Genomic DNA, 22,482 nt, shown 5'->3' on the forward strand with positions numbered 1-22,482 from the left:
AATCTCGCGCCTTTTTTTGCTCTCTGCACCGTTACTTAATTTGCAGGTTATTCACTACTGATTTCACACCTGCCACGCCGCGCGTGATTTCAACCGCCCGGTTTGCCATCTGCGGCGAGCTGATAAAGCCACTCAGCTGTACGCGCCCCTTGAAGGTTTCCACGCTGATAGCGGTGGATTTCAGAGACTGGTCGTGCAGCAGTTCGCCCTTCACCTTGGTGGTAATCACCGTATCGTCAATATAACCACCGGTTCCTTCCTGCGTTGCGGTCGGTGCGCAGGCGCTAACGCTCAGTGCAACTACGGCAGCGGCAATCGTTCCTGATATCGTTTTCAACAGCTTCATTGCATTTCTCCCTGTCCAGGTTTAAACCGCTGAAAAGGCGGCGATAACTAATTCTTAGGTACGGATGATGTTTCTGCAAGTTCAGAATGTTAAAAATAGAAAGGAAATAATGCCTTATCGGTCAGATAAGGCACCGTTTCAGGAAAGGATTACTGGCGCGTTCCGGCTTTCAGTTTACTGACAAAAGCGGTCAGTTCGGTTAGCATCACCGACGGGTTTTTGTGGTGCTGTTCGATAATTTTGACGATAGCTGAACCAGAAATCGCCCCGGCAGCCCCGGCACGAATCGCTTCCTCAACCTGCGACGCTTCTGAAATACCAAACCCCTGCAGCGGCGGGGCAGCATGATACTCTTTCAGCTTGTCGATTAAATGCTTCAGCGGCAGATTTGCGCGGGTCTCGGAACCGGTGACCCCGGCACGGGACAGCAGGTAGGTATAGCCCCGACCGTGTGAAGCGATTTCACGCAGCAGATCGTCTTCAGCGTTTGGCGGACAGATAAAGATCGGTGCGACGTTGTGGCGCATGGCGGACTGGCGGAACGGCGCAGACTCTTCAATCGGCACATCGGCAACCAGTACCGAATCGACACCGACTTCCTGGCAGCGGGCGTAAAAGTTATCGATGCCGTTGGAAAATACCAGGTTGGCATACATCAGCAGGCCGAACGGCAGCTCCGGGTATTTCTGACGGATGGCCGCCAGCATCTCAAAACACTGCGCTGGCGTTACGCCTGCGGCAAAGGCACGCAGGGTGGCGTTCTGAATCGTCGGGCCGTCGGCCAGCGGATCGGAGAACGGGATACCCAGCTCAAGCGCATCCGCACCGCCTGCAACCAGCGCATCAATAATTTGCAGCGACAGCTCCGGGGTGGGATCGCCCAGCGTGACGAAGGGAACAAACGCACCCTCTTTACGTTCTGCCAGGCGCTTAAAACAACGATCGTAACGTTCCATCAGATTTCTCCCCTGGCGCTGAAAATGTCATGTACGGTGAATATGTCTTTGTCGCCACGGCCGGAAAGGTTCACTACCAGCAACTGCTCTTTCTCCGGATTCTCGCGGATCATTTTTAACGCATGGGCGAGGGCGTGTGACGATTCCAGAGCCGGGATAATCCCCTCATTGCGGCAGAGGGCCTGGAAAGCATCCAGCGCTTCGTCATCGGTAATCGAAACGTAGTCCGCACGACCAATGCTGTTCAGATAGGCATGCTGAGGCCCGACGGACGGGAAATCCAGCCCGGCAGAAATGGAGTAGGACTCCTCGATCTGACCGTCTTCGGTTTGCATCATTGGTGCTTTCATACCGAAGTAGATGCCCACGCGGCCATGCTTCAGCGGCGCGCCGTGCTCGCCGGATTCAATGCCGTGACCTGCCGGTTCCACGCCGATCAGACCCACGCTGGTTTCATCAATAAAGTCGGCAAACATCCCAATCGCATTCGAACCGCCACCGACGCAGGCAATCACCGCATCCGGCAGGCGACCTTCCTGCTCCAGGATCTGCGCTTTGGTCTCTTCGCCAATCATGCGCTGGAACTCGCGAACGATAGTCGGGAACGGATGCGGACCGGCCGCGGTGCCCAACATATAGTGAGCGGTTTCATAGCTGCCGGACCAGTCGCGCAGCGCCTCGTTACAGGCATCTTTCAACGTCGACGAACCGCTGTGCACCGGGATCACTTCTGCACCCATCAGACGCATGCGGAACACGTTCGGCGACTGGCGCTCAATGTCCTTTGCACCCATGTAAATGCGGCACTTCAGGCCGAGCAGGGCACTGGCCAGCGCCGAGGCTACGCCGTGCTGTCCTGCGCCGGTTTCAGCAATAATTTCTTTTTTACCCATGCGCTTAGCCAGCAGAGCCTGGCCCAGCACCTGGTTGGTTTTATGCGCGCCGCCGTGCAGCAGGTCTTCACGCTTCAGGTACAGGCGGGTTTTCGTACCTTTGGTCAGGTTGTTACACAGCGTCAGCGCGGTAGGGCGACCGGCATAGTTTTTTAGCAGGCCGGTAAATTCAGCCTGGAATTCCGGATCGCTCTGGGCGCTGATAAAAGCGTCTTCCAGCTGGCGCAGTGCGGGCATCAGGATCTGCGGCACATACATGCCGCCAAACTCGCCAAAATAGGGGTTTAATCTGGTCATATCGCGTCTCTTTATTCTCTCTCAGCGCGGGCGTGGATCACGCCCGACGAAAAATGATTGTGCCGGCCTGAGCATTTCGCTATTTCAGTAGGCTTTCAGCGTTTGAAACACCGAGGCGATTTTATCGGCATCTTTAATACCGGGGGCGCTTTCTACCCCGGAATTGAAGTCCAGACCGGCGCAGCCAAGGCGGGAAGCTTCAACGCTGTTATCAGCACTCAGTCCGCCGGCCAGCAGCACGTTTTTCAGCGTCTGGCCCTGCAGCAGTGACCAGTCGAATGACTGACCGCTGCCGCCGTTACCGTGATCGAACACGTAGCGATCAACGTGCGGCCAGTCGCGCTGCGGCAGGCTGTCGCGAATGCTGAATGCCTTCCAGATCTGCACTTCGGCAGGCAGCGCGTCGCGCAGCTGGCTGACGTACTGACGGTCTTCGTCGCCGTGCAGCTGTACCGCTGTCAGCCCCAGCTCACCGGCGGTAGTGACAACGTCACTCACTGCCTGGTTGCGGAACACGCCAACATACTTCAGTGTGGCAGCGGCAATCACCGATCGCGCAATGGTCAGGTCTACTTTGCGCGGTGAGCCTTCAGCAAAAATGAGTCCACCGTAAATCGCCCCCGCTGCCAGCGCGCTTTGCGCGTCCTGCGGCCGGGTCAAACCGCACACTTTATTATCACCGATAATTACCCGGCGCACCGCTGCGGCCAGATCGGCCTCTTCCATCAGCGCAGATCCAATCAGGAAGCCGTTAGCAAAATGGCTCAGCTCTCGCACCTGGGCATAGCTGTTAATTCCGGATTCGCTGATAACCGTCACACCGTGCGCCACTTTCGGCGCCAGGCGGCGGGTGCGGTCGAGGTCAATGGAGAGATCGCGCAGGTCGCGGTTGTTAATTCCCACCACTTTTGCCCCCAGGGCGGTGGCGCGCTCAAGCTCTTCATCGCTGATCACTTCGGTCAGCACGCCCATATTCAGACTGTGCGCCACGGCGGAAAGCTGGCGATACTGCTCATCGCTGACCACCGAAAGCATCAGTAAAATGGCATCTGCCTGATGGTAACGGGCCAGGTAAATCTGGTAAGGATCGATAATAAAATCTTTGCACAGTACCGGCTGGGTCACGACTGAACTGACGATCGGCAGAAAATCAAAGCTGCCCTGGAAATACTTCTCGTCGGTCAGCACCGAAATGGCGGAGGCATAGTCTTTATAAACCCCGGCGATGGTGGCCGGGTCGAAATCATCGCGGATCAGACCTTTAGATGGCGACGCTTTCTTACATTCGAGAATGAACACCGTGCGCGTGCCGCTCAGCGCATCATAAAAGCTGCGGGTAGACGGAACGATATCATTCTGGAATGAGGCCAGCGGCTGCTGCTGCTGACGGGCGGCAAGCCAGATGGCTTTGTCCGCAACAATCTTATTCAGTACGGTTTCCTGCTGCATGATTATCCTCTTGCTGCCAGTGCGACCACATGTTTATAAGCCTGGCCGCTGCGGATGGTTTCCAGCGCCTGCTGAGCGTTCTGTCGCAAATCTTCATGGCCAAAAATCTTCAGTAACAGGGCGACATTGGCCGCCACGGCTTCTTCATGAGCCAGCTCGCCTTTACCCTGGAGTAAACGCGCCAGAATGTCACGGTTTTCTTCCGGGGAACCCCCGGCCAGCGCCTCCTGCGGATGATAGCTCAGGCCAAAGTCATCCGGGGTCAGCTGGTAGCTGGTGATTTCACCTTCACGCAGTTCGGCTACGTGGGTGACGCTGTGCAGCGCCACTTCATCCATGCCGCCGCCGTGCACCACCGCCGCACGGCGATAGCCTAATACTTTCAGCGCCTGAGCAATCGGCAGCACCAGCTCCGGGCTGTACACGCCGATCACCGCCAGCGGAGGCCGTGCCGGGTTAATCAACGGACCAAGCACGTTGAAGATGGTGCGGGTTTTCAGCTGCTGGCGTACCGGCATCGCGTGGCGGAATCCACTGTGATACTGCGGTGCAAACAGGAAGCAGACGTTAAGTTCATCCAGCGCCTGGCGTGCCTGTTCCGCAGGCAAATCCAGACTGATGCCGAACGCGGCCAGCAGATCGGAGGAACCCGACTTACTGGACACGCTGCGGTTGCCATGTTTGGCCACCTTCAATCCACAGGCTGCGGCCACGAAGGCGCTGGCGGTGGAGATATTAATGCTGTTGCTGCCGTCGCCGCCGGTGCCGACGATATCGGCAAAGTCATAGTCCGGGCGCGGGAACGGTTTGGCATCTTCCAGTAGGGCGGTCGCCGCCCCGGCGATTTCCTGCGGATGCTCACCGCGAACCTTCATCGCAATCAGCGCGCCTGCCAGCTGAGTGGGTTCCAGCTGCCCGGTGATAATCGCGGAAAACAGCTGGTGGCTTTCCGCCTGAGTCAGGATCTCGGCCTGAAATAATTTTTCCAGAATAGTGTTCATTAGGCTTCTCCTCGGTTACGCCAGCGCCCATGCAAGGGTTTGTTCCAGCAGGCGAGCCCCCTGGGTGGTGAGAATGGATTCAGGGTGGAACTGGAAGCCGCAGACGCGCTGTGCGTCGTCGCGAACGGCCATCACCATGCCATTAAAGGTGGCGTTAACCGTCAGTCCGTCAGGAATATTGCTGCCCACCAGCGAGTGATAGCGGGCCACCGGCAGCGGGTTGCTCAGACCGGCGAACATACCTTCGTTATCGTGGGTAATCGCCGAAGCTTTGCCATGCAGGATCTCTCCGGCCTGGCCGACATGGCCGCCGTAAGCTTCCACAATCGCCTGGTGGCCCAGACAGATGCCGATGATCGGCAGGCGTCCGCGCAGCTGTTGCAGCATTTCCGGCATGCAGCCCGCTTCAGACGGTGCGCCAGGGCCGGGTGACAGCATCAATACCGGGTTTTCCATCTCCTGCAGGCGCGCAATCAGCGTGGCGGCAGGAACGTTGTTACGATAAACCACCACGTGATGGCCAAAGGTGCGTAACTGATCGACGAGGTTATAGGTAAAGGAGTCGAAGTTATCGAGCAGCAGAATATCGGCCATCAGAAAATCTCCTGGCAGTGGTGAGCGGTGGCAATCGCACGCAGAACGGCGCGGGCTTTATTACGGCTTTCGTCAGCTTCCGCCTGCGGGTTCGAGTCCAGAACCACACCGGCACCGGCCTGCACGGTAGCAACACCGTCTTCCACCCATGCGGAGCGGATAACAATGCAGGTATCCAGGTCGCCGCTGGCGGTGAAGTAGCCGACCGCGCCGCCGTAGCTGCCGCGACGGGTGCCCTCGGCTTTGGCAATCAGCTGCATGGCACGTACTTTCGGTGCGCCGCTCAGGGTGCCCATATTCATGCAGGCCCGGTAGGCGTGCAGCACATCAATATCGCCACGCAGTTTGCCGACGACGCGAGAAACCAGATGCATCACGAAGGTGTAACGGTCCACTTTGGTCAAATCCGCCACATAGCGGCTGCCGGGTTCGCAGATGCGTGCCAGATCGTTACGTGCCAGGTCCACCAGCATCAGATGTTCGGCCAGCTCTTTGTGGTCGGTACGCATTTCCAGCTCAATGCGGCTGTCGAGATCGCGATCCAGTGAACCGTCTGCGTGGCGGCCGCGCGGGCGAGTACCGGCAATCGGATAGATTTCAATCTGGCGGCTTTCCGCGTCGTACTTCAGTGAGCTTTCCGGCGATGCGCCGAACAGGCTGAAATCGCGATCCTGCATAAAGAACATGTACGGGCTGGGGTTGCTGTTTTTCAGCGTATCGTAGGCGGCCAGTGGTGAAGGGCACGGCAGTGAGAAGCGGCGTGACGGCACCACCTGGAAGATTTCACCAATGCGAATGGCTTCCTGCATCTGGCGAACCACCTGGCAGTAGTCTTCATCACTCTGGCTGACGCTCAGCGCCATGCCGTCAACGGTTTGCACCGGCAGCGCGGGCGCTGGCTGAAGCATCTGGCTGTGCAGCTGTTCGATGCGGCTCTGCAGGCGAATGAATTCGGCCGGTGAAGAGGTGAACAGGCTGGCCTGCAGGCGAGCGGTTTGTTGCTGATGGTCAATCACCAGCAGCGTCTCCGCCAGGTAGAAGCAATAGTCCGGGCAGCGCTGCTCGTTCTTTAATGCCGGCAGCGATTCGAAGCCGGCGACCAGATCGTAGGCGAACAGCCCGCCGAGCAGCATGGCTTCACGATTTTCTGCCGGGACGTTGATCAGCTGCGGGATCAGGCGCAGGGCATCGAACACCGACAGGGCACGCAGGTTAGAGTCTTCATCCTGAATTTCGGTATTATGCGGGAAGACCAGTTCACGGCCATCGGGGCGAACGTGATTCTGCACTGATGAAGGCAAAGCCGCATCCAGCAGCGTCAGCAGGGCGCGGCCGTTTTCAGACAGTGCCTGAATCTGCACGGTTTTATCCAGCGCGCTGATGCGCAGGGCGCTGTCGACAATCAGCAGGCTTTTCAGGTTACGCTTGCTGTCAACATCCGCTGATTCCAGCAGCAGCGTTTCGGAACGTGCGCCGCAGAGCTGGTGGAAGACGGCGGCCGGATCTTCGCGGTAGGGCGCATTGCCGGTAATCAACTTCACTGTAGGTTTGGCATTCGACATGGTTTGATCTCTGTTTTTTGCTCAAAAAAAAGCCCGCATTTAGCGGGCCTGAGTATCTGCACAACGTAGTAACCGTGCACGACGACATCGCCCGTTCAGGGAGAAGTGCGCCACCAACCAGTCATCAGAGAGAGTGAATATGACATGATACAGATACCTTATGCTCGTGAACTTGCGTACTAGTTAACTGGAACGCGGAAAAAAAGTCAATACTCTTTTTCCCTTAGCAAAGAATGACGTTATCATGCTGCGATATTCCCGCCAATGCCGGAGCCGTTTTGACAGTAGCAGCCACACCAATCAGTTCTTTTCCTATCTTCGATCTTCACAGTCACACCACCGCATCTGACGGATTACTTACCCCGGAGCAGCTGGTGCTGCGCGCGGTAGAACATCGTGTCGGCGTGCTGGCCGTCACCGACCATGACACCACCGACGGCGTTCAGCCCGCGCGTGAGGCTATTGAGCGTCATCAGCTGCCGCTGCAGCTGATTGCCGGCGTTGAGGTGTCGTCGCTGTGGGAGAACCACGAGATCCATATTGTTGGCCTGGGAGTGGATATCACCCATCCGGGGCTGGTGGCCTTTCTGGCAGAACAGGGTGAACGACGAATGGCGCGTGCGCGCATGATCGCTGAGCGCCTTGAAAAAGCCGGGATACCCGGTGCACTGGAAGCTGCCCTTGACCTGGCGCAGGGCGGCGCGGTGACGCGCGGACATTTTGCCCGTTTTCTGATCGCCACCGGTAAAGCCGACACGATGCAGAAGGTGTTTAAAAACTATCTGGCTCGCGGTAAAACCGGTTACGTTCCGCCGCAGTGGTGTACAATTAAACAAGCTGTTGATGCGATTCATGATTCTGGTGGTCGTGCAGTGCTGGCCCATCCGGGCCGCTACGGGCTGTCTGCCAAGTGGCTGAAACGCCTGATTGCCCACTTCAGCGAACAGGGCGGTGAAGCGATGGAGGTCGCGCAGTGTCAGCAGGCTCCGCAGGAACGAACGCAGCTGGCGCGATACGCGCAGGAGTATCAACTGGCGGGATCGCAGGGGTCTGATTTTCATCAGCCCTGCGCGTGGATTGAGTTGGGAAAAAAATTATGGCTACCCGGCGGTGTTGATGCCGTGTGGCAGCGTTTTCCAGAAATCGTTAAGCAATAGCCTGAAGCAGGCGACGTCAATGTCATTGCTGATGTACGGATAAGAGGTTTCTATGAGTCAGTTTTTCTATATTCACCCGGATAATCCACAGCCGCGACTGATCAAGCAGGCGGTAGAGATGTTGAATAAAGGCAGCGTGATCGTCTATCCAACGGATTCCGGCTATGCGCTGGGCTGTAAGCTGGAAGATAAGAATGCTATGGAGCGTATCTGCCGCATTCGCCAGCTCGATGGTAACCATAACTTCACCCTGATGTGCCGCGATCTGTCCGAACTGTCGACCTATGCGCACGTCGACAACACCGCGTTTCGGTTAATCAAAAACAACACGCCGGGCAACTACACCTTTATCCTCAAGGCGACGAAAGAAGTTCCGCGCCGCCTGATGAGTGAAAAACGTAAAACCATCGGCCTGCGCGTACCGTCGAATCCGATTGCGCTGGCCCTGCTGGAAGCGCTGAACGAGCCGATGATGTCGACCTCGCTCATGCTCCCGGGCAATGATTTTACCGAGTCGGACCCGGAAGCCATTCAGGATGAAATTGGCAAACTGGTCGATTTAATTATTCACGGTGGCTACCTGGGACAGCAGCCGACAACCGTGATTGATCTGACCGATGATTCACCGGTGGTTGTTCGTGAAGGTGTGGGTGATATTCAGCCATTCCTGTAGCAGCCTGGAGGCAGGATGTTAATCCTGTCCTGCCTCTCTACGGTAGCCGTTAAGATGTTGATTCCTCCAACCACTTCTGGAATACCTGATAGGGGATATAGAGAGACACGTCTTTCAATTTCGTCTCCTGCGTTGCGGTGTTTTTAACTTCGCTGCTGTAACCGACCAGCACGCCGCCAATGCTGTCATCACTGTGATAAACCGCACCCCCTGACATGCCCTGTACCGCCCCGGCGTTTGATGCCATGGCTACGCAGGGCTTTTTATTCCAGCCGTTGCGGATTGCTGTGATCGCCAGATTGTTGCCGGATGATTCAACCGGCATGGCTGAGAAGAAGCTGTAACCATACATCCGTACCGGTTCGCCCACTTTGGTGGTGCGAAACTCCGGTAGCTTCTTCATGTTATTTTTATGATGGATGATCGCCAGATCGCAGTAAGGGTGATAAGCCTTCACCCGATGCATTGTCCAGCGCGCCACGTGGGCTGCCGTAAGGCTGTATTCCGGCGTAATCGGAATGCTGGTACCAAGCGCACCGACGCCAAGAATGGTGGGGATGCCGACAAAATTCATATCGACCCGCTTCATCGCTTCGCGACTGTAGCTGTAGCTACCCACGGAGCAACCGGTTAACGCCAGCAGCGACAGCGCCAGCAGACACTTTTTAATATCCATTTTATCCACATGTCAGCCACGTCGTTTATCGCCTTTACGCGTTAAAGACGCGGGTGGTCCTGTGCCGGGTGATGACCCGACGGATTAATAACAAAAGAAATAACGACGTCAGCGCGCTATCATTTCTGCGAGGGAGGGGAAACAAGGATGAGATAAACGAAAATCACCGGCCTACCGGCTTGTTTCCTGGAAAAATCTTATTCGGTGAAGTGTTTTGAAGGGTAATTATTCATTCTTAAAACAATGCTATCTAATAACAAACATTGCATTAAGACTGTTTTTAATTTTCCTTTGAATGCAGTTTTTCTTGTATGTTTATGTTTTTAAATGATTAAATGTTTTTTCTTCTGTGGGTTGTAGCGTTATTCTCCCGGCGATAAATAATGACTTAAATTAAGGGGGTTTACGCAGGGAAATAAGATCTCAGAGGAGGGGGGAACCCTGAAGGCTGTTTTTTTATTTATCTTTATGTGAAGGGATTTAACTTTATCTCGTGCCGGTAAATAAATTTTTTAATATGGCGAGCGATCGTTTCTGCAATTCCCGCTCAGCCAGGCTAAAATTAGGGCATCATCCTGCTAACAAACAGGTTACAGCGGGGGTAAAAGTCTGTATAATATCCTCCGAATTTAAATATAAGTTATTGAAAACAAAAGAAATTTTGCTTTCACCATGACGCCTGGGAAGGCGACAAAGAGGCAGCTCCATGAGCGAGAAGTTACAGAAAGTTTTAGCACGCGCCGGGCACGGTTCCCGTCGTGAAATCGAAACCATGATCTCCGCCGGACGCGTCAGCGTTGACGGCAAGCTGGCCACGCTGGGTGACCGCGTTGAGCCAAGCAGTTCCCTGAAAATTCGTATTGACGGGCACGTTGTGCCGGTCAGTGAATCCATTACTGAAGTTTGCCGCGTTCTGGCCTACTACAAGCCGGAAGGCGAGCTGTGCACCCGCAGCGATCCGGAAGGCCGCCCAACGGTGTTCGATCGTCTGCCTAAGCTGCGTGGCGCACGCTGGATTGCCGTCGGCCGTCTGGATGTAAACACCTGCGGCCTGCTGCTGTTCACCACTGACGGTGAGCTGGCAAACCGCCTGATGCACCCGAGCCGCGAAGTTGAGCGTGAATATGCGGTACGCGTTTTCGGCCAGGTGGATGACGAGAAAATCAAACAGCTGAGCCGTGGCGTGCAGCTGGAAGACGGTCCGGCAGCGTTTAAGACCCTGAAATTTACCGGCGGTGAAGGTATTAACCAGTGGTACAACGTCACCCTGACGGAAGGACGCAACCGTGAGGTTCGTCGCCTGTGGGAAGCGGTGGGTGTGCAGGTGAGCCGTCTGATCCGCGTCCGCTACGGCGATATCGATCTGCCGAAAGGTCTGCCGCGCGGCGGTTATACCGAGCTGGATCTGCAGCCAACCAACTATCTGCGTGAGCTGGTTGGTCTGGAAGCGGAAACCGTCAGTAAAGTGCCGGTTGAGAAAGATCGCCGCCGCACTAAGGCGAATCAAATTCGTCGTGCGGTGAAACGCCATACAACCACCACTAAAGCGGCGAAACCGGGCGGCAGCCGTCGGCCGGGTTCAAAGCGTCAGCAGGGCAAGCCGTAAGCTGTCTGTCTTGCTAATAAAAAAGGGCCTGAGGGCCCTTTTTTTATGCACTATATTTACCAGTCAATTCCCTGCTGAGCCTGAATTCCGGCATCAAATGCATGTTTAACCGGGCGCATTTCACTGACCGTATCCGCCAGTTCAAGCAGTTCGCGGTGGCAGCCTCGCCCGGTAATAATGACGCTCTGATGGGCAGGGCGTTGCTGTAGTGCATCAATCACCTCCTGGAGAGGCAGGTAATCAAAGCTGACCATATAGGTCAACTCATCCAGAACCACCAGATCCAACGTGGCATCCTGCAACATCCGCTTGCCATGCTGCCAGACCTTCAGACAGGCCTCCGTGTCGGTGGCGCGGTTTTGCGTGTCCCAGGTGAATCCGGTCGCCATGACCTGAAATTCAACGCCGTGTGGCTCAAGAAGATTGCGCTCGCCGTTAGGCCATTCGCCTTTAATAAACTGGATCACGCCGACGCGCTTCTGATGTCCGACAGCGCGAGTTGCGGTACCGAAAGCGGCAGTGGTTTTCCCTTTGCCGTTGCCGGTGAAGACCATCAGGATGCCACGGGTTTCCGTGGCGGCGGCAATGCGCGCATCGACCTGTTCTTTCAACCGCTGCTGGCGCTGCTGGTGGCGCTCTTCCGACATTATTCTGCCGCTCCAGGTTTCCGCCCCGGCTGGGCGTCAAAGCTGATGCCGGTTTTACGCTTGCTGTCGTCGCCCATCAGCCACAAATACAACGGCATAATATCGGCAGGCGTTTTCAGCTTCATCGCATCTTCCTGAGGGAAGGCGCTGGCGCGCATGCGGGTACGGGTTCCACCCGGGTTGATACAGTTAACGCGGAGCTGGCGGCTGTCGTACTCTTCCGCCAGAACCTGCATCATACCCTCGGTGGCGAATTTAGAGACGGAATATGCCCCCCATCCGGCACGGCCCTGGCGGCCGACGCTGGATGAAGTGAACACCAGTGAAGCCGACGCGGATTTCAGCAGCAGCGGGATCAACGCCTGAGTCAGGAAAAAGGTGCCGTCAATATTGACTCGCATCACCTGCTGCCAGACGGCCGGGCTTTGTTCGGTCATCGGCACCACTTCGCCGAGCAGTCCGGCGTTATGCAGCACGCCATCCAGTCGCGGCACCACGCGCGCAATATCCTCAGCCAGTTGCCGGCAGCTTTCCGGTGTGGCCGTTTCCAAATCTAACGCGAACCAGCAAGCAGGCTGAAGATTATGCTGATTAATCTCATCGCAAACCTGCTGGAGCTGTTCTGTATTGCGGCCCAACAGGAGGACCTGTGCGCCATAGCGGGCGTAGGTGAGAGCGGCTTCGCGACCGATGCCGGTATTGGCACCGGTGACAAGAATAATTCGGTTGTTGAGCAGATCGCTTTTCGGTTGATAATGCACGATAGAATCCTCTGGCGATGAAGTGTCCGCAGCGTCGCCGGCAGTAGGGCCAGCGTAAGTTCTTGCAGAACATAGAATTAAATGCTTTATGCCTGAAAAATGGGGCGAGTGCAATCCTGGACCTGCCCGTTAATGCCATGTTACCGGGTTGCAGGCGACCAATCGTCGAGAGTCGGTTACACTGGATCAACACTAATACAATGTTAATTAAGGCGGATTGAGTGGAACTACTCTCATATTATGGACTCTTTTTAGCGAAAACCGTCACCGTAGTGGTGGCTATTGCCGCCATTGCATTGGTTATTGCCAATCTTGCAGCCCGCAAGCGAAGCCAGACCGGCCAGCTCCGGCTGACGCATCTGAGCGATCGTTACCGCGAAATGCGTGACGACATGCAACTGGCTAAGGTCGAGCCAGAGCAGCAGAAGCAGTGGATCAAGGAACGAAAGAAGGCAGAAAAACTGAAGCACAAGCTGGCTAAGCAGCAGATAAAACAGGGCGGTCTGAAGACGGAAAGCAAACCGACGCTGTTCGTGATCGACTTCAAAGGCAGTATGGACGCCGGAGAAGTCACCTCTTTGCGTGAAGAGATCTCTGCGGTGGTCGCCGTGGCCCGCAGCGGCGATGAAGTGCTTCTGCGCCTGGAGAGCCCCGGCGGCGTGGTACACGGTTATGGCCTGGCGGCATCGCAGCTGCAGCGCCTGCGCGATAAGGGAATCCCCCTGACCGTTGCTGTCGATAAAGTGGCGGCCAGCGGCGGTTACATGATGGCCTGCGTGGCGGAACGTATCGTCGCCGCGCCGTTCTCGATTATCGGTTCGATTGGCGTAGTGGCGCAGATCCCTAACTTCAACCGATTGCTGAAGCGCAATGATATTGACCTTGAACTGCATACCGCCGGGGAATATAAGCGGACGCTGACCATGCTGGGGGAAAATACCGACGCCGGTCGCGAAAAATTCCGCCAGGATCTCAACGAAACCCATCAGCTGTTCAAGGATTTTGTTCATCAGATGCGCCCGTCGCTGGATATTGACAGCGTGGCCACGGGTGAACACTGGTACGGCAGCCAGGCACTGGAGAAAGGGCTGGTTGATGCCATTGGTACCAGTGACGATCTGTTACTGGAACACATCGAGAAGCGCCAGGTCATCGGCGTGCGTTTTGCTCAACGTAAACGCATGATGGATCGTTTTACACAAAGTGCGATGGCCAGCGCTGAACGTCTGCTGCTCCGCCTCTGGCAGCGCGGCGAAAAGCCCCTGCTGTAATTCGTCAGACGGCGCCCGTTCAGGCGGGCGCTATTCGTCGAGTCGGTATTTCGGCGAAAGCTCGACCGCTAAAAATTTGAACACATTAAATACTGCAGTACTGCGGGGACCGGGCAGGCCCTGTTCATCCAGGAAGTAGTCACCGCTAAAAATCAGCACCTCACCCTTTTGCTCAACGTCCGTTGTGGACATACCGTCAAAAAAATCTTTGTGCTCGGCAATCATCTGATTGGCGATTGCCAGCAGGCTGCTGCGATCGATAGTTTGCTGGTCCAGCTCCATATTCCCTCCTTATAGTGATTCCGCTGCCGGGTATTGAACGCCTGGCTGATAAATCCGCAATCATGGTGGTGGTATAGAAAACTGTCTCTTTTTACAGCCTTTTCTGGCGGAAATCTGTGCTTGATGCTAATTAAGTTGCGTAACAGATTTTATCAGGTAGAGTGTGGGCGTTTCGGGTTCCGGGCGTAAAAGTGAGTTTACGCTTTGTTAGAGATTCGCTTAACAGGTAGTAAATAGTACCGTTTATCAATGTGTTAAAAGACTTGTAATGGCACGGAAATTGATAAAAAGTTATCCGGGATCGGTATCATTCTCCCGATAGCTCTATCTTCAATGTGCAGCGCAGGCCTGGACGGCACTACTTACTCTCGGATGTTTTAATCAGGTAAAGGTAACTATGGGAAAAGCTCTCGTAATAGTTGAGTCCCCGGCAAAAGCCAAAACTATCAATAAATATCTCGGCAATGACTACGTGGTTAAATCCAGCGTCGGTCATATCCGCGATTTGCCGACGAGTGGATCAACGGTTAAAAAGAGCGCTGACTCTACAACCAGTAAAACAGCGAAGAAGGTCAAAAAAGACGAAAAGGCGGCGTTGGTAAACCGCATGGGCGTCGATCCTTATCACGGTTGGGATGCGAATTATCAAATCCTGCCGGGCAAGGAAAAAGTGGTTGCTGAACTGAAATCACTGGCGCAGAACGCTGACCATATCTATCTCGCAACGGACCTTGACCGCGAAGGGGAGGCCATTGCATGGCACCTGCGGGAAGTGATCGGTGGCGATGAATCACGTTACAGCCGCGTGGTGTTTAACGAAATTACCAAGAATGCGATTCGTCAGGCGTTCGAAAAGCCTGGCGAACTGAACATTGACCGGGTCAATGCCCAGCAGGCGCGGCGCTTTATGGACCGCGTGGTGGGTTATATGGTGTCACCACTGCTGTGGAAGAAAGTCGCTCGTGGCCTGTCTGCCGGCCGCGTTCAGTCCGTTGCCGTGCGTCTGGTGGTGGAGCGTGAGCGTGAAATTAAAGCCTTCGTTCCGGAAGAGTACTGGGAGCTGAATGCCGCGCTGACCACGCCGAAAGGCGCGGACCTGCCGATGCAGGTCACGCATCAGGGTGACAAACCCTTCCGTCCGGTGAACGGTGAACAAACTCAGGCGGCTGTCAGCCTTCTGGAAAAAGCGCGCTATGTTGTTGCCGATCGTGAAGACAAACCAACCAGCAGTAAGCCCGGTGCCCCGTTTATCACCTCAACGCTACAGCAGGCGGCAAGTACTCGTCTTGGTTTCGGCGTTAAAAAAACCATGATGATGGCTCAGCGCCTGTATGAAGCGGGCCATATCACCTATATGCGTACCGACTCGACGAATCTGAGTCAGGATGCAGTAAGCATGGTTTGCGGCTATATCGAAAAAGAATTTGGCGCGAAGTATCTGCCAAAAGCTCCTGTCGTTTATACCAGCAAAGACAACTCGCAGGAGGCGCACGAAGCGATTCGTCCTTCCGACGTGAACATTCAGTCTGAACAACTGAAAGACATGGAAGCGGATGCGCAGAAGCTGTACCAGCTGATCTGGCGCCAGTTCGTGGCCTGTCAGATGATGCCTGCACAGTATGACTCTACCACCCTGACCGTAGCGGCCGGCGATTTCAAACTGAAAGCTAAGGGCCGCACGCTTCGTTTCGACGGCTGGACCCGGGTGATGCCGGCGCTGCGTAAGGGCGATGAAGATCGCACCCTGCCTCCGGTTGACGTGGGTAGCGAGCTGAACCTGCAGCAGCTGACGCCAAGCCAGCACTTCACCAAACCACCGGCACGTTTCAGCGAAGCCTCGCTGGTGCGCGAGTTGGAAAAGCGCGGTATTGGTCGTCCTTCTACCTATGCCTCGATCATCTCGACCATTCAGGATCGCGGCTACGTTAAAGTGGAAAGCCGTCGTTTCTATGCCGAGAAGATGGGAGAAATCGTTACCGATCGTCTGGAAGAGAACTTCCGCGAACTGATGAACTATGATTTCACCGCCAACATGGAAGATAACCTCGACAAGGTGGCGAATAACGAGGCGCAGTGGAAGGCGGTTCTGGATAAATTCTTCAGCGATTTCAGCCAGCAGCTAGAGCAGGCGGAAAAGGACCCGGAAGAGGGCGGCATGCAGCCCAACCAGATGGTGCTGACTTCGATCGAGTGCCCGACCTGTTCGCGCCAGATGGGTATCCGTACTGCCAGTACAGGCGTGTTCCTCGGCTGTTCCGGCTATGCTCTGCCGCCGAAAGAGCGCTGCAAGCAGACCATTAATTTGATCCCTGAGAATGAAGTGTTAAATATTCTTGAGGGCGACGATGCGGAAACTAACGCGCTGCGTGCGCGTCGCCGCTGCCAGAAATGCGGCACGGCGATGGACAGCTATCTGATTGATAATCAGCGTAAGCTGCACGTTTGCGGTAGCAACCCGGAGTGTGACGGTTACGAAATTGAACAGGGCGAATTCCGCATCAAAGGCTATGATGGCCCGATCGTGGAGTGCGAGAAATGTGGTTCCGAAATGCACCTGAAAATGGGGCGTTTCGGTAAGTACATGGCCTGTACCAATGACGACTGTAAGAACACGCGCAAAATTCTGCGTAACGGTGAAGTTGCCCCGCCGAAGGAAGACCCGGTTCCATTGCCGGAGCTGCCTTGCGAAAAATCAGATGCGTACTTCGTTCTGCGCGACGGTGCGGCGGGCGTATTCCTGGCAGCGAATACCTTCCCTAAATCGCGCGAAACCCGTGCGCCTCAGGTTGAAGAGCTGCAGCGCTTCCGCGACCGTCTGCCTGAAAAGCTCCGTTATCTGGCCGATGCGCCAGCGACGGATGAGGAAGGCAACAAGGCTGTCGTTCGCTTCAGTCGTAAAACCAAACAGCAGTACGTCAGCACAGAAAAAGACGGCAAAGCCACCGGCTGGTCGGCCTTCTTCGTTGATGGAAAATGGGAAGTTAGCAAGAAGTAATCCACGCTGATTTCTCCCTTTCAGGGGCAGGCCGCTGCGGTTTGCCCCTGAGTGGTCACTTTGCTGATATTCTAACCGATTGTTGATGAATGTTTCCCTGCTGACGCTATACATATCCCACATTTTTGATATAGTTGTTATAGATATCCCTCTTCTTATTATTAAATCGCATTAGACCGCTAACCTGACGCTGACCAGATTTCTGGTGTCTTCTTCTGTAGGGTTTTCGGCACGTTGCTTCAGACCCTGGACGGAATGAAAAATGAAATTGCAGCAGCTGCGGTACATCGTTGAGGTGGTTAACCACAACCTCAATGTCTCTTCAACGGCCGAAGGGCTGTACACCTCTCAACCCGGCATCAGTAAGCAGGTTCGTATGCTGGAGGATGAACTGGGCATTCAAATCTTTGCCCGAAGCGGTAAGCACCTGACTCAGGTGACACCCGCCGGGCAGGAAATCATCCGTATTGCCCGCGAAGTGCTGTCAAAAGTCGATGCGATTAAATCGGTTGCCGGCGAGCATACCTGGCCAGATAAAGGGTCACTGTACGTTGCTACCACCCACACACAGGCACGTTACGCATTGCCCAATGTGATCAAAGGCTTTATTGAGCGCTATCCCCGCGTTTCGTTACATATGCACCAGGGGTCGCCGACTCAGATTGCTGAAGCCGTATCTAAGGGCAATGCGGATTTTGCCATTGCCACCGAGGCGCTACACCTTTACGACGATCTGATCATGCTGCCGTGCTATCACTGGAATCGTGCAATCGTGGTCACGCCGGATCATCCATTGGCCGGTAAATCGAAAGTGTCGATTGAAGAGTTGGCTGAGTATCCGCTGGTCACCTACACCTTTGGCTTCACCGGGCGCTCTGAGCTGGATACGGCATTTAACCGCGCAGGTTTGACGCCGCGTATTGTTTTCACCGCGACCGATGCTGACGTGATCAAAACCTATGTGCGTCTGGGGCTGGGGGTAGGTGTTATTGCCAGCATGGCCGTAGACCCGGTATCCGATCCCGATCTGGTGCGAATTGAAGCAACAGACGTGTTCACCTACAGCACGACGAAGATCGGCTTCCGTCGCAGTACCTTCCTGCGCAGCTATATGTATGACTTTATACAACGGTTTGCCCCGCATCTGACGCGTGATGTGGTCGATACCGCCGTTGGGCTGCGTTCCAATGAAGATATTGAAGCGATGTTTAAAGATATTAAATTACCGGCTAAATAATTACATTTGTTTCTAATTATCTTAAGTTCAGATTGTAACGGGTCTGAACTTAATGAAAGCTCCCGCCTTTCACTGCTATCGTTAGTTTCTTTCCTTTATTTGCAATAAATGAAATCTCTATCACATGTTCTCCCATTGTTATTGATGAAGTGAGAAATAGTACACATTTTTCGCCGTGAATCTTTGCGAAAAATTAAGACTATTCCCATAATATATCCAACGCCAACGAGCAGAGGATTGCGTTGGTTAGCCAGGTAAAGGGGACTCTGATATCTGACAGCGCCGAGCTGAACACCGGGTACATATCAGAGTGATAAAGTTTTTATGCTGAATGATTAACTTAAAACACCTTATTAATGTTCTTCAGTGACTTACTAATGTTTTTAAGCGTTTAGTTTAATGAAAATGACTGGATCTTGGGCAACCGGCTGATTAGGATTCGTGCCAATTACTGGTTGAAACATTGTGTTAATGAGAGTGAGTATCAATTATGGCTACTAGATTATCTGTACGGTCCAATTTCGGTCACGAGTCACAGGATGCTGAGCATAGCGGCAGCGATAACCTCAAGCGTAACGCCTGGCTGGCGCTCTTCGCGGGCTCTTTCCTGTTTTGGCTACTGGTCGTTACAATGGTCTGGAACCTTTGGAACTAACTATGCAGCTCCTGAATGCCAAGCTGAACAGCAATAGCATTGCCGAAATCGATGATGATTTTGGCAATGATGAGAAGATTTCTCAGGTGATTATCCCCGCAGCCTGGTGTCTGAATGAGATGCAGCTAAAATTTATCCAATCTATAATTGAAGATGGAAAAGCCAACTAAATCAAGCCGGGTAATGAAAATTTTCATATCCGGCTTCTGCTTTTTTGCCTGATTCTAATTATCAATAGTTACTTCTGGTAAACAATTAACGTGAAATGTAATGACTATGGGAAGTATTTTTCCTCATGGTAAATAGATGCTGTTTTCTGTAAATGATAACGCGAGATACAGTTATCAACAAAGATGAATACAGCTCAATAATTTCACTGAGATTATCCGCAATTAGCGTTTAATTCGAATTATGAATTCCTGTCATAATACAGTGCCTGTTAGCATGCTGATGCAGAATAATCGCATGAATATAAATAACCTGAGTGATTAATTCGAAGCCCTGCGGACTATGTTGGTGGGGCGTTTTACGTTTTTCAGTTTGGCATTTTGTGTTGTTATCAGAATGTTACCTCCTTTTTGTACTATCTTTAGAGTAAACCCTGCATTGAGTCAGGTTATACGGCAGGTAGAGCGAACAAAATTATAAAGGAGGAGCAATGTCGAGCACCCTACGTGAGATCAGCCAGGATACGCTGAACGTTAACGGCCAACCGTATCACATCTTCAGTCTGGTAAAAGCCGCCGCTAAACTGGGCGATATCGATCGCCTGCCTAAATCCATGAAGGTCCTGCTAGAGAATCTTCTGCGCTGGCAGGATGGCGACTCTGTCACCGAGGAAGATATCCAGGCCATTGCTGACTGGCTGAAGGACGCCCATGCCGATCGAGAAATTGCCTACCGCCCGGCTCGAGTTCTGATGCAGGACTTTACCGGCGTACCGGCGGTGGTGGACCTGGCCGCGATGCGTGAAGCGGTGAAGCGTCTGGGGGGCGATGTGGCGAAGGTTAACCCGCTATCACCCGTCGATCTGGTGATCGACCATTCCGTTACCGTCGACCGCTTTGGCGATGACGACGCTTTCGAAGAGAATGTGCAACTGGAAATGGAGCGTAACCATGAGCGCTACGTTTTCCTGCGCTGGGGGCAGAAAGCCTTCAATCGCTTTAGCGTGGTGCCACCGGGGACCGGGATCTGTCACCAGGTGAATCTTGAGTATCTTGGCAAGTCCGTCTGGCATGAAGAGCAAAACGGCAGGGAGGTCGCGTTTCCCGATACGCTGGTCGGCACGGATTCCCACACCACCATGATTAACGCTCTTGGCGTGCTGGGCTGGGGTGTTGGCGGTATAGAAGCCGAAGCCGCGATGCTGGGGCAGCCCGTTTCCATGCTGATCCCGGATGTGGTCGGCTTCAAGCTCACCGGCAAGTTGAAACCCGGGATCACCGCCACCGATCTGGTTCTCACCGTCACTCAGATGCTGCGCAAGCACGGCGTGGTGGGTAAGTTCGTTGAGTTCTACGGAGATGGCCTGAAGGATCTGCCGCTGGCAGACCGTGCGACCATTGCCAATATGGCACCGGAATACGGTGCAACCTGCGGCTTCTTCCCGGTTGATAGCGTCACGCTGGAGTATATGAGGCTCACCGGGCGCAGCGACCAGCAGGTGGCGCTGGTGGAAGCCTATGCCCGCGCGCAGGGGATGTGGCGGCACGCCGGTGACGAACCGGTGTTTACCAGCAGCCTGTCGCTGGATATGGGTGAGGTGGAATCAAGTCTGGCAGGCCCTAAACGCCCTCAGGACCGTGTGGCGCTGGGCGATGTTCCCGCTGCCTTCCGCGCCAGCAACGAGCTGGAGGTTAATCACGCGCAGAAAGATCATCAGGCTGTCAGCTATCGCGACGCCCGCAGTGGACAGCAGTATCAGCTGGAGGATGGGGCGGTGGTGATAGCCGCCATCACCTCCTGCACCAATACCTCGAACCCCAGCGTGCTGATGGCCGCCGGACTGCTGGCGAAAAAGGCCGCCGCGCTTGGACTGCAGCGCAAACCCTGGGTCAAAGCCTCGCTGGCACCGGGATCGAAAGTGGTATCTGACTACCTCGCTACCGCAGGTCTGACGCCTTACCTCGATCGCCTGGGATTCAACCTGGTGGGTTACGGCTGTACGACCTGTATCGGTAACTCCGGACCGTTACCGGATGAGATTGAAAGTGCCATCCGTCAGGGCGATCTGACCGTCGGTGCCGTGCTGTCGGGTAACCGTAACTTTGAAGGACGTATCCATCCGTATGTGAAAACCAACTGGCTGGCGTCACCGCCGCTGGTGGTGGCCTACGCGCTGTCCGGCAATATGAAATTGAACCTGCAAACCGATCCGCTCGGTGAAGATGCCAGCGGCAGGCCGATTTATCTGAAGGATATCTGGCCGTCGCCGGAAGAAATAGCCGCTGCGGTGCAGATGGTGTCGACCGAAATGTTCCATAAAGAGTATGCCGAAGTGTTTGCCGGTACGCCTGAGTGGCAGCAAATTCAGGTCAGCGAGGCGGCAACCTATTCGTGGGATAACGACTCGACCTATATCCGTCTTTCACCGTTCTTTGACACGATGGCAAAAGAACCGGAGCCGGTAGAGGATATCAAAGGCGCGCGTATTCTGGCGATGCTCGGCGATTCGGTCACCACCGACCATATCTCTCCCGCGGGCAGCATCAAGGCCGAAAGTCCGGCGGGGCGTTATCTGTTGGATCGCGGTGTTGAACGCACCGACTTCAACTCCTACGGCTCGCGGCGCGGCAATCATGAAGTGATGATGCGTGGAACCTTCGCTAACATTCGCATCCGCAACGAAATGGTGCCGGGAGTGGAAGGGGGGATTACGCGGCACATCCCCAGCAATGAACAACTGGCGATTTACGACGCTGCAATGCGTTACCGGGAAGAAGGCATTCCGCTGGCCATCATTGCCGGGAAAGAGTACGGTTCCGGCTCCAGCCGCGACTGGGCGGCGAAGGGGCCGCGTTTGCAGGGCGTTCGGGTAGTGATTGCCGAATCATTTGAACGCATCCACCGTTCCAATCTGATCGGTATGGGGATTCTGCCACTGGAGTTTCCGCAGGGCGTAACCCGGAAAACATTGAAACTCACCGGCGATGAGCTGATCGATGTTGCGGATCTCCAGCAGTTGAAACCGGGAACGACGGTAAAAGTGACGCTAACGCGAGCGGACGGCAGTAAAGAAATTCTGGATACGCGCTGCCGTATTGATACCGGCAACGAGCTGACCTACTACCAGAATGACGGCATTCTGCATTACGTGATCCGCAATATGCTTCACGACTGACCGTTCGCAGTTCCCTGGCCATATCGACTGCCGGGAAAAGAAAAAAGCCGCTATCAAAAGTAGCGGCTTTTAACGTCTTCA

At 54.5% G+C, this 22,482-nt stretch carries 18 protein-coding genes, 1 pseudogene and 1 other annotated feature; of the genes and pseudogenes, 9 read left to right on the top strand and 10 right to left on the bottom strand.

All coding sequences use genetic code 11. The annotated features are described in order from the left end of the window. Window positions 1-31 precede the first annotated feature (31 nt). From JOE09_RS00695 to JOE09_RS00725, 6 genes and pseudogenes are all read right to left on the bottom strand, one after another. The gene (locus JOE09_RS00695; RefSeq protein ID WP_200543766.1) at window positions 32-346 is read right to left on the bottom strand and encodes a BON domain-containing protein; all 315 of its coding nucleotides are present in this window, start codon (window positions 344-346) and stop codon (window positions 32-34) included. 149 nt (window positions 347-495) lie between these two features. Next, window positions 496-1,302 (bottom strand): tryptophan synthase subunit alpha, encoded by an 807-nt coding sequence (gene trpA / locus JOE09_RS00700; protein ID WP_205064419.1) that lies wholly within the window; start codon window positions 1,300-1,302, stop codon window positions 496-498. Further along, window positions 1,302-2,492 (bottom strand): tryptophan synthase subunit beta, encoded by a 1,191-nt coding sequence (gene trpB / locus JOE09_RS00705; RefSeq protein WP_205064420.1) that lies wholly within the window; start codon window positions 2,490-2,492, stop codon window positions 1,302-1,304. Before trpB ends, trpA begins: the two co-directional genes overlap by 1 nt. A gap of 84 nt (window positions 2,493-2,576) precedes the next feature. Next, window positions 2,577-3,941, bottom strand: coding sequence for a bifunctional indole-3-glycerol-phosphate synthase TrpC/phosphoribosylanthranilate isomerase TrpF (gene trpCF / locus JOE09_RS00710; protein ID WP_205064421.1), 1,365 nt, complete (start codon window positions 3,939-3,941; stop codon window positions 2,577-2,579). A gap of 2 nt (window positions 3,942-3,943) precedes the next feature. Beyond that, a pseudogene (gene trpD, locus JOE09_RS26060) lies at window positions 3,944-5,536 on the bottom strand (bifunctional anthranilate synthase glutamate amidotransferase component TrpG/anthranilate phosphoribosyltransferase TrpD). After that, a complete protein-coding gene (locus JOE09_RS00725; protein ID WP_105595201.1) occupies window positions 5,536-7,098 on the bottom strand; it encodes an anthranilate synthase component 1 in 1,563 nt (520 codons plus the stop codon). Before JOE09_RS00725 ends, trpD begins: the two are co-directional and overlap by 1 nt. A gap of 23 nt (window positions 7,099-7,121) precedes the next feature. Then, window positions 7,122-7,220, bottom strand: a sequence feature (Trp leader region). 156 nt (window positions 7,221-7,376) lie between these two features. Between JOE09_RS00725 and rnm the strand changes: the two genes are divergently transcribed. Together rnm and JOE09_RS00735 are read left to right on the top strand one after the other, a co-directional pair. Next, a complete protein-coding gene (rnm, locus tag JOE09_RS00730) occupies window positions 7,377-8,255 on the top strand; it encodes an RNase RNM (RefSeq protein WP_239552886.1) in 879 nt (292 codons plus the stop codon). 52 nt (window positions 8,256-8,307) lie between these two features. Beyond that, window positions 8,308-8,928, top strand: coding sequence for an L-threonylcarbamoyladenylate synthase (locus JOE09_RS00735; RefSeq protein ID WP_200543754.1), 621 nt, complete (start codon window positions 8,308-8,310; stop codon window positions 8,926-8,928). Window positions 8,929-8,977: 49 nt separating this feature from the next. Here JOE09_RS00735 and JOE09_RS00740 read toward each other — a convergent pair whose 3' ends face one another. Then, window positions 8,978-9,604, bottom strand: a complete 627-nt coding sequence (locus JOE09_RS00740) for a serine protease family protein (RefSeq protein WP_105595198.1) — start codon at window positions 9,602-9,604, stop codon at window positions 8,978-8,980. 706 nt (window positions 9,605-10,310) lie between these two features. On the opposite strand from JOE09_RS00740, the gene rluB reads away from it, so the two are divergent. After that, a complete protein-coding gene (rluB, locus tag JOE09_RS00745; RefSeq protein ID WP_105595197.1) occupies window positions 10,311-11,210 on the top strand; it encodes a 23S rRNA pseudouridine(2605) synthase RluB in 900 nt (299 codons plus the stop codon). Between the two features lie 56 nt (window positions 11,211-11,266). Here rluB and cobO read toward each other — a convergent pair whose 3' ends face one another. Both cobO and JOE09_RS00755 read right to left on the bottom strand, forming a co-directional pair. After that, window positions 11,267-11,857, bottom strand: coding sequence for a cob(I)yrinic acid a,c-diamide adenosyltransferase (cobO, locus tag JOE09_RS00750; protein WP_200559592.1), 591 nt, complete (start codon window positions 11,855-11,857; stop codon window positions 11,267-11,269). Beyond that, on the bottom strand, window positions 11,857-12,618 hold the full coding sequence (locus tag JOE09_RS00755; protein ID WP_205064424.1) for a YciK family oxidoreductase: 762 nt from the start codon (window positions 12,616-12,618) through the stop codon (window positions 11,857-11,859). The genes cobO and JOE09_RS00755 overlap by 1 nt, the downstream gene beginning before the upstream one ends. 221 nt (window positions 12,619-12,839) lie before the next feature. Between JOE09_RS00755 and sohB the strand changes: the two genes are divergently transcribed. Continuing rightward, window positions 12,840-13,889 carry a protease SohB gene (gene sohB, locus JOE09_RS00760; RefSeq protein WP_200559588.1) on the top strand — a complete coding sequence of 350 codons (1,050 nt, stop codon included), beginning with the start codon at window positions 12,840-12,842 and terminating at the stop codon, window positions 13,887-13,889. A gap of 30 nt (window positions 13,890-13,919) precedes the next feature. Here the strand turns inward: sohB and JOE09_RS00765 are convergent, their stop codons facing one another. Then, window positions 13,920-14,171 carry a DUF2498 family protein gene (locus tag JOE09_RS00765; protein WP_205064425.1) on the bottom strand — a complete coding sequence of 84 codons (252 nt, stop codon included), beginning with the start codon at window positions 14,169-14,171 and terminating at the stop codon, window positions 13,920-13,922. 397 nt (window positions 14,172-14,568) lie between these two features. On the opposite strand from JOE09_RS00765, the gene topA reads away from it, so the two are divergent. The 5 genes from topA to acnA all read left to right on the top strand — a co-directional run bounded on the left by topA (window position 14,569) and on the right by acnA (window position 22,401). Beyond that, entirely contained in the window at window positions 14,569-17,166 is a 2,598-nt protein-coding gene (gene topA, locus JOE09_RS00770) for a type I DNA topoisomerase (protein WP_205064426.1), read from the top strand. 262 nt (window positions 17,167-17,428) lie between these two features. Next, window positions 17,429-18,403, top strand: coding sequence for an HTH-type transcriptional regulator CysB (gene cysB, locus JOE09_RS00775; RefSeq protein ID WP_105595191.1), 975 nt, complete (start codon window positions 17,429-17,431; stop codon window positions 18,401-18,403). A gap of 490 nt (window positions 18,404-18,893) precedes the next feature. After that, entirely contained in the window at window positions 18,894-19,058 is a 165-nt protein-coding gene (locus JOE09_RS00780; RefSeq protein WP_205064427.1) for a YmiA family putative membrane protein, read from the top strand. 2 nt (window positions 19,059-19,060) lie between these two features. Next, window positions 19,061-19,228, top strand: a complete 168-nt coding sequence (locus JOE09_RS00785) for a hypothetical protein (RefSeq protein ID WP_205064428.1) — start codon at window positions 19,061-19,063, stop codon at window positions 19,226-19,228. A gap of 488 nt (window positions 19,229-19,716) precedes the next feature. After that, window positions 19,717-22,401, top strand: a complete 2,685-nt coding sequence (gene acnA, locus JOE09_RS00790) for an aconitate hydratase AcnA (protein WP_205064429.1) — start codon at window positions 19,717-19,719, stop codon at window positions 22,399-22,401. Window positions 22,402-22,482: the final 81 nt, after the last annotated feature.

Source organism: Pantoea coffeiphila (assembly GCF_016909495.1).
GTDB lineage: Bacteria > Pseudomonadota > Gammaproteobacteria > Enterobacterales > Enterobacteriaceae > Erwinia > Erwinia coffeiphila.